The following is an 8,193-nucleotide window of genomic DNA, read 5'->3' as shown; positions in this document are numbered from 1 at the left end:
GCCCGCGCCGGCCAAGCCCGCCGCCAAGCCGCAGGCGAAGGCCGCCGCGCCCGCCAAGGACGCCGGCGCCGAGGGCCCCGAGCTGGTGACCCTGCGCGGCCCGGCCGCCGCGGTCGTGAAGAACATGAACGCCTCGCTGGAGCTGCCCACGGCCACGTCCGTGCGCGCGGTCCCGGTGAAGCTGCTGTTCGACAACCGCATCGTCATCAACAACCACCTCAAGCGCGCCCGGGGCGGGAAGATCTCCTTCACGCACCTGATCGGGTACGCGATGGTGCAGGCCATCAAGGCCATGCCGTCGATGAACCACTCGTTCGGCGAGAAGGACGGCAAGCCGACCCTGGTCAAGCCGGCCCACATCAACCTCGGCCTCGCCATCGACCTGGTCAAGCCCAACGGCGACCGCCAGCTGGTCGTCGCGGCGATCAAGAAGGCCGAGACGCTGAACTTCTTCGAGTTCTGGCAGGCCTACGAGGACATCGTCCGTCGCGCCCGCGACAACAAGCTGACGATGGACGACTTCACCGGCGTCACGGTCTCCCTGACCAACCCCGGCGGCCTCGGCACCGTCCACTCCGTGCCGCGCCTGATGCCCGGCCAGTCGGTCATCCTGGGCGTCGGCTCCATGGACTACCCGGCGGAGTTCCAGGGCACCAGCCAGGACACCCTGAACAAGCTCGGCATCTCGAAGGTCATGACGCTCACGTCGACCTACGACCACCGGGTCATCCAGGGCGCCGCCTCCGGCGAGTTCCTCCGCCAGGTCGCCAACCTGCTGCTGGGCGAGAACGGCTTCTACGACGAGATCTTCAAGGCGCTGCGCATCCCCTACGAGCCGGTCCGCTGGCTCAAGGACATCGACGCCTCGCACGACGACGACGTCACCAAGGCCGCCCGCGTCTTCGAGCTGATCCACTCCTACCGGGTCCGCGGCCACGTCATGGCCGACACCGACCCGCTGGAGTACCAGCAGCGCAAGCACCCCGACCTGGACATCACCGAGCACGGGCTCACCCTGTGGGACCTGGAGCGCGAGTTCGCGGTCGGCGGCTTCGCCGGCAAGTCCCTGATGAAGCTGCGCGACATCCTGGGCGTGCTGCGCGACTCGTACTGCCGCACCACCGGCGTCGAGTTCATGCACATCCAGGACCCCAAGCAGCGCAAGTGGATCCAGGACCGCATCGAGCGCTCGCACACCAAGCCGGAGCGCGAGGAGCAGCTGCGCATCCTGCGCCGCCTGAACGCCGCCGAGGCGTTCGAGACGTTCCTCCAGACCAAGTACGTCGGCCAGAAGCGGTTCTCCCTGGAGGGCGGCGAGTCCGTCATCCCGCTGCTCGACGCGGTCATCGACTCGGCGGCCGAGTCCCGCCTGGACGAGGTCGTCATCGGCATGGCCCACCGCGGCCGGCTTAACGTGCTGGCCAACGTGGTCGGCAAGTCGTACGCGCAGATCTTCCGCGAGTTCGAGGGCAACCTCGACCCGAAGTCGATGCACGGCTCCGGCGACGTGAAGTACCACCTGGGCGCCGAGGGCACCTTCACCGGCCTGGACGGCGAGCAGATCGCGGTCTCGCTGGTCGCCAACCCCTCGCACCTGGAGGCGGTGGACCCGGTCCTGGAGGGCGTCTCGCGCGCCAAGCAGGACATCATCAACAAGGGCGGCACGGACTTCACCGTCCTGCCGGTGGCGATCCACGGCGACGCGGCCTTCGCGGGCCAGGGCGTGGTGGCCGAGACCCTGAACATGTCGCAGCTGCGCGGCTACCGCACCGGCGGCACGGTCCACGTCGTCATCAACAACCAGGTCGGCTTCACCGCCGCCCCGGAGTCCTCGCGCTCCTCCATGTACGCCACCGACGTGGCCCGCATGATCGAGGCCCCGATCTTCCACGTGAACGGCGACGACCCGGAGGCCGTGGTCCGCGTCGCGCGGCTCGCCTTCGAGTTCCGCCAGGCGTTCAACAAGGACGTGGTGATCGACCTCATCTGCTACCGCCGCCGCGGTCACAACGAGTCGGACAACCCGGCCTTCACCCAGCCGCTGATGTACGACCTGATCGACAAGAAGCGCTCGGTGCGCAAGCTGTACACCGAGTCCCTCATCGGTCGCGGCGACATCACCCTGGAGGAGGCCGAGCAGGCGCTCCAGGACTACCAGGGCCAGCTGGAGAAGGTCTTCACCGAGGTCCGCGAGGCCGTCTCGCAGCCGTCGGCCGCCGAGCCCTCGGACCCGCAGGCCGAGTTCCCGGTCGCCGTGAACACCGCGGTCAGCGCCGAGACCGTCAAGCGGATCGCCGAGTCCCAGGTCAACATCCCCGACCACGTCACCATCCACCCGCGTCTGCTGCCGCAGCTGCAGCGCCGCGCGGCGATGGTCGAGGACGGCACGATCGACTGGGGCATGGGCGAGACCCTCGCCGTCGGCTCCCTCCTCCTGGAGGGCGTGCCGGTCCGCCTGACCGGCCAGGACTCGCAGCGCGGCACCTTCGGCCAGCGCCACGCGGTCGTCATCGACCGTGAGACGGGCGACGAGTTCACGCCGCTGCTGTACCTGTCCGAGGACCAGGCCCGGTACAACGTCTACAACTCGCTGCTCTCCGAGTACGCGGTGATGGGCTTCGAGTACGGCTACTCGCTGGCCCGCCCGGACGCGCTGGTGATGTGGGAGGCGCAGTTCGGCGACTTCGTCAACGGCGCGCAGACGGTCGTGGACGAGTTCATCTCGTCGGCCGAGCAGAAGTGGAACCAGACCAGCGGCGTGACGCTGCTGCTGCCGCACGGCTACGAGGGCCAGGGCCCGGACCACTCCTCGGCCCGCCCGGAGCGGTTCCTGCAGCTGTGCGCGCAGAACAACATGACGGTCGCGATGCCGACCCTGCCGTCGAACTACTTCCACCTCCTGCGGTGGCAGGTGCACAACCCGCACCACAAGCCGCTGGTGGTCTTCACCCCGAAGTCGATGCTGCGCCTGAAGGCGGCGGCCTCGAAGGCGGAGGAGTTCACGACGGGCCAGTTCCGCCCGGTCATCGGCGACGACTCGGTCGACCCGGCCGCCGTCAAGAAGGTCGTCTTCACCGCCGGCAAGGTCTACTACGACCTCGACGCCGAGCGGAGGAAGCGCGGCGTGACGGACACGGCGATCATCCGCATCGAGCGCCTGTACCCGCTGCCGGGTGCCGAGCTCCAGGCGGAGATCGCCAAGTACCCGAACGCCGAGAAGTACCTGTGGGCCCAGGAGGAGCCGGCGAACCAGGGTGCCTGGCCGTTCATCGCGCTCAACCTGATCGACCACCTGGACCTGGCGGTCGGTGCCGACGTCCCGCACGGCGAGCGCCTGCGCCGCATCTCGCGGCCGCACGGCTCGTCCCCGGCCGTCGGCTCGGCCAAGCGGCACCAGGCCGAGCAGGAGCAGCTGGTGCGTGAGGTGTTCGAGGCGTGAGCCACTGACGCCGGCCACGGCCGCGCCGTGAAGGGCCCGGCTCCGGAGACGTTCCGGAGCCGGGCCCTTCGGCGTTCCCGGGGCACGCGGGTGCCCGGTCAGGTGCGCTGGGGTTCGAAGTCCCAGAACGGAGCGCGCCGGGCGCGGGCCGACAGGGTGCGCGGGTGCCGGGGGCCGAGGACGGCGACCAGTCCCTCCAGGGCCTGGCTCTGCACCGCGTCGGCCTGCCCGCGCCGCCCCCGCACGCGCAGCTCGGCCGCGAGGGCCACCCCCGCCAGGAGCGTGAACGGATGGGCGGGGCCGAGGACGCGCGCCGCCGTACCGGCCGTGTCCCGGCTCAGGGTGAGGGCACGGTCCGCGTCTCCGGCGCCCGCGTGCAGGATCGCCGCGTTGAGCGCGCAGCCCAGCGTCCAGGGGTGGTCGTGCCCCACGCCGGCGTCCATGTCGGCCAGCGCGGCGTCGGCGAGGGCCGGTGCGCGGTCGCCCTCGCCCGCCCGGTGCAGCAGCAGGGCGTGGTTGGCGCGGGCCCCCGCCGCGTAGGGATGGCCGGCGGTGAGCGTCTCCTCGTAGCGGCCGACGACGCGCTCGCTCAGCTCACGGGCCAGGTCGAGGTCGCCGTGCTCCCGGGCGAGGCAGCTCCGGCTCGCGAGGAGCATCAGCACCAGGGGATCGCTGTCGCCGAGCACCCGCTCCGCCAGCTCCAGTGCCTGGCCGACGTGGTGTGCCGCCTCGTCGGTGTCGCCCACGGCGGAGCGGCACAGCGCGAGGTTGTGCGCGGCGAGCAGGGTCAGCCGGTGGTGGGCGCCCAGCGTCTCGCTCACCAGCCGCCGGTTGGCGTCCTGTCTCGACAGGGCCTCCGCGTGGCGGCCGAGCAGCCGGAGGTCGACGGCGCAGCTGGTCTCCGAGCCCAGCGTCCACGGGTGCCGGTCGCCGAGCACCCGGCGGCGCTCCCGGAGGGTGGGCAGATCGACGTTCAGGGCGTCCTCGTAGCGGCCCAGCAGCCGCAGCGAGACGCCGACGTTATTCTGTGCGTTGAGGGTGCGGGTGTCCTGGTCGCCGAGGACTTCGCGGTACGTGCCGAGCACCCGCTGCGAGATCTCCAGGGCCTCCGCGTAGTGCCCGAGGCCGCGCAGGTCCGCGGCCAGTCCGCCGAGGGCCCGCAGCAGGACGGGGTCGCGTTCCCCGCGCTGCTCGCTCAGGTGCCGGACGGCCGCCCGCTCGATCTCCATCGTCCGGTGGAAGTCGCCGGCCGCGCGCAGCAGGTTGGCGTAGTGGTGGGTCAGTTCCCAGACGAGGGGGTGCTGGTCGCCGAGGAGCGAACGCCAGATCCGCGTGGCGTGGCCGCCGAGCCGGACGCCCGCTCCGTACTCGCCCGACAGATACAGGTAGCGCAGGCAGTCGAGGACGAGCGTCTGCACGGCCTCGTCGGTGGTCGCGAGGACATCGGCGTACTTGAGGTGCGGCACGATCTCGGCGTATCTGGGCCACTGTTCGGGGGCCGAGGGCCGGCCGCGGTCCGCCGCCGCCAGCGCCCGCCGCACGACGTCGACGAGGTCGCGCCGGACCTCTTCCGGCATGGCCTTGTGCGCCATCTGGTGGACGGCCCGGTGCACGTACAGGTTCTCGCGCTCCGGTTCCTCCGGGTCGGGCTCCGCCCGGACGACGGAGTGCCGGCGCAGGTGGCCGACGGCCCGGTCCCACAGCCGGGGATCGGTCAGCAGGCCGGCCACGGAGTCGGGCAGCCCGTCGTGCGGCATGCTCCGGAGCAGGTGGACGGGGACGAGGCCGGGGGCGAAGAAGCTGCACAGCCGGAGCAGGACGACGGACTCGGGAGCGGTCTCGCGCAGCTCGGCCAGGAGGATCGACCAGGCCGTCCGGAAGGCCGGCGGGAAGTCCTCCGACCCGTTCCGCACCTCGCCGTCGGTGCCGTCCGCCAGCAGGGCCAGGTACTCGTCCACCGAGCGGTCCGAGTCGCTCAGCCAGCCCACCGTCTGGGCGAGCAGCAGCGGCAGGTCGCCCAGCGCCTCGGCGAGCCGGCCGGCCTCGGCCGGGGTCGGGCCGGACGCGCGGCGGCGGATGAAGGCGATCGACTCGTCGCGGGTGTACACGGGCACTTCCAGCAGCCCGCCGCCGTAGCGGCCCCACTCCGGGTTCCGCGAGGTGACCAGGACGTGCCCCGGGCCCGTCGGCACCAGGTTCTCGATCTCCTCGGGCTCGTCGGCACCGTCCAGGACCAGCAGCCACCGGGCGTACGGCTCACCGCGGCGCAGCGCGTCCCGCACCGCGCGCAGCCGTTCGCCGTACTCCTGACCGGTCCGCAGGCCCAGCCGGGGGGCGAGTTCGGCCAGCTGGCGGCGGCAGTCGGCCCGGTCCCGCGCGTTGACCCACCACACCACGTCGTACTCGGGGCCGAGCCGGTGCGCGTACTCGGCGGCGAGCTGCGTCTTGCCCACCCCGGACATGCCGTGCAGCGTCAGGGTCCCGGTGTCCAGCCCCGGACCGCCCAGCCGGTCGTGCATCTCGTCCAGCAGTGCCTCACGGCCGGTGAACCGGGTGTTGCGGCGCGGTACGGCGCCCCACACGCCCGGCGGGTCCGCCGGGAACCGCGGCCCGGCCGGGGCCCGCGCCGCGTCCTCGGTCAGCGGCTCGGACGGCAGGCCGAGCCGGTCCAGCAGACGCCGCTCGGCTTCCTCGGCCCGCAGGCCGTGCAGGACGACGGGCGCCAGCAGGGAGACCTCCGACGGGAGCGTGGCCCCGGTGACCGACACGGCCGCGAACCGGGACGGGTCGGGGGCGACGACCTCGCGCAGGGCCGCGTTCCACTCCGCGGGCGGGTGCGTGCCGTGGCCGAAGTAGGGGGTGTCCAGAACGAGCAGGACGCGCCCGGGCGCGAGGGTCAGGTCGCGCAGCAGGGCCGCGGGGCGGACATCGGCCGGGGAGCCCCGGCGCAGCGGCGCGACCCGCACCCCGCGCCGCTCCAGCCGGTCCCGGATCCAGGCCGCCCAGGCCCGGTCGAGTCCGGCGAAGCTGATGGTGACCGTCCGCCGGTCCGGGTCGGGTCGCACGGGGGCCGGGCGCCGGTGCCGCGGGGGCACCCGCGGGACGCACGGCGACGTGGGTCCGCCCGGGGGCCGTACCGTCGCGTCGGCGGTGGCCGGGCATATCTCGCAGCGCAGTTCCGCCTTGCGGACCGGCACGCCCCACGGGTTGCTGACGGTCAGCCAGAGCGAGGCGGGTCCGAGGTCCGTGCCCGCGGAGACCCGGAACCGGGCGGGACCGTAGGTGCCACCGAAGCGGTGCAGGACGAGGTTCGGTTCGCCCAGGGCGGCGCAGTCGAAGTGCGGGGCGCCGTCCAGGGTGACGGTGAAGGTGAACTCCTCCTCGGAGTAGGGCCACTGGGCCGGTGTGCCGTCCGGGGAGGGAAGGGGGCCGCGCAGGTCGACGGTGACGAGGTAGTCGCCCCCCGCCTCCGCCTGCCGGGGCCACGCGACGACGGGCTCGATCAGCAGCGGTTGCCCGGACGGCCGTCCGGCGGCGCTCACCGGCCGCCTCCCTGCTCGGTGCCGAGCGCGTCCACCGCGGTGAGCCGCAGCGCCGTCCTCGGATGCCCGTAGTAGTGGAACATGAACGCGTACAGGAGCCGCAGGACCCGTTTCTGGCCCACGACGTCGACCTGTCCGTCATCGTTGCGGACCCGTGGCATCCGGGCCAGGGGCCCGAACTCCTCCAGGGCCCGCACCCGGAAGGCCCGCAGCGTCCGCACCACCGGGCGGCGCGGGTGTTGGGCGACCTCGCGCACCAGGCGCCGCGCCATCGCCCGGGCCTCCAGGTCGCCGACCTTCCCGGAGCTGACGATGCAGCCGCCGGCGCCCTTGCGCAGGAACAGCTCCGCGAATCCGCGCAACGCCTCCTCCCCCTGGGCCCGGTTGTCGACGAACCGGCCGGAGTCGCAGGCGTTGAGGCAGACCAGCGAGCCGTCCCGGCGCAGCACCGACATCGGCTCGCCGTTCAGCTCGGCCCAGGTGCGGTCGCCGAGCGTGAGGCCCGGCACGGCGTCGCCGTAGGTTCCGTGACAGCCCAGGTAGACCAGTCCGGTGCGGTCGTCCTGGGTGTCGAGGTCGCTGAGGAAGGGGGTCATGCGCCGGTGCAGCCGGTGCGCGTACGACGTGAAGAGGCGGCCGTCGTCCGCCATGTCCTGGTGGAGGTAGCCGAGCACCCGGCCGTGGCAGTCGCCGGAGTCGGCGGGCAGCCCGCCCTGGCTCGGATCACGCACGGTGGTCCAGCGGGCGACGGCGGTCAACGCGCCCAGCGGGCCGCCCGCCAGGCCCAGCGCGGCGTCCCCGGGGAGCAGGAGCAGCTCCCAGGGCAGGTCGTATCCGGTGTCGTCCCACACGACCAGGTGCAGGCCGTCGCCGTGCCGGGCGCGGATCCGGTTGATCCAGTGGGCGAGTTCGTACTGGTTCTCCGACCACAGGAGAATGCCCCGCAGCACCTCCGAGGGGTAGTGCCCGTCGCCGTCCTGCCGCAGCCGGGCGAGGCTGACGGCGGGAGCGGGGCGGCGGGTGGGTCCGGCCGCGCAGTTCACCGTCAGGTCGCCGCACCAGCCCTGCAGCCGGTAGCCCGGCCGTCCGTCGGCCCCGTCGGCGCGCAGGACGCGCAGCACGGCGAAGCCGTCCTCCAGGCGCGCGCCGGGCCGTGCGTCGGTACCGCCGAGCCCGGCGGGCGGCTCCTGCGCGCGCCGCAGGTCCGGCACC

General features: G+C 73.0%; 3 protein-coding genes. 1 reads left to right on the top strand and 2 read right to left on the bottom strand.

Translation table 11 applies throughout. The features are described 5' to 3' along the window. On the top strand, positions 1-3,439 hold a 3,439-nt coding region (locus BZZ08_RS37675), incomplete at its 5' end, for a multifunctional oxoglutarate decarboxylase/oxoglutarate dehydrogenase thiamine pyrophosphate-binding subunit/dihydrolipoyllysine-residue succinyltransferase subunit (RefSeq protein WP_104636638.1). 98 nt (positions 3,440-3,537) lie between these two features. Here BZZ08_RS37675 and fxsT read toward each other — a convergent pair. Together fxsT and BZZ08_RS37665 are read right to left on the bottom strand one after the other, a co-directional pair. Further along, entirely contained in the window at positions 3,538-6,981 is a 3,444-nt protein-coding gene (gene fxsT, locus BZZ08_RS37670; protein WP_104636637.1) for an FxSxx-COOH system tetratricopeptide repeat protein, read from the bottom strand. Next, positions 6,978-8,192: a CHAT domain-containing protein gene (locus tag BZZ08_RS37665; RefSeq protein ID WP_104636636.1), complete on the bottom strand. Its 1,215-nt coding sequence runs from the start codon at positions 8,190-8,192 to the stop codon at positions 6,978-6,980. Before BZZ08_RS37665 ends, fxsT begins: the two co-directional genes overlap by 4 nt. Between the last annotated feature and the right edge of the window lies 1 nt (position 8,193).

It is taken from the genome of Streptomyces sp. MH60 (assembly GCF_002939385.1).
GTDB lineage: Bacteria > Actinomycetota > Actinomycetes > Streptomycetales > Streptomycetaceae > Streptomyces.
This window is presented reverse-complemented; position numbering and strand designations above follow the sequence as displayed.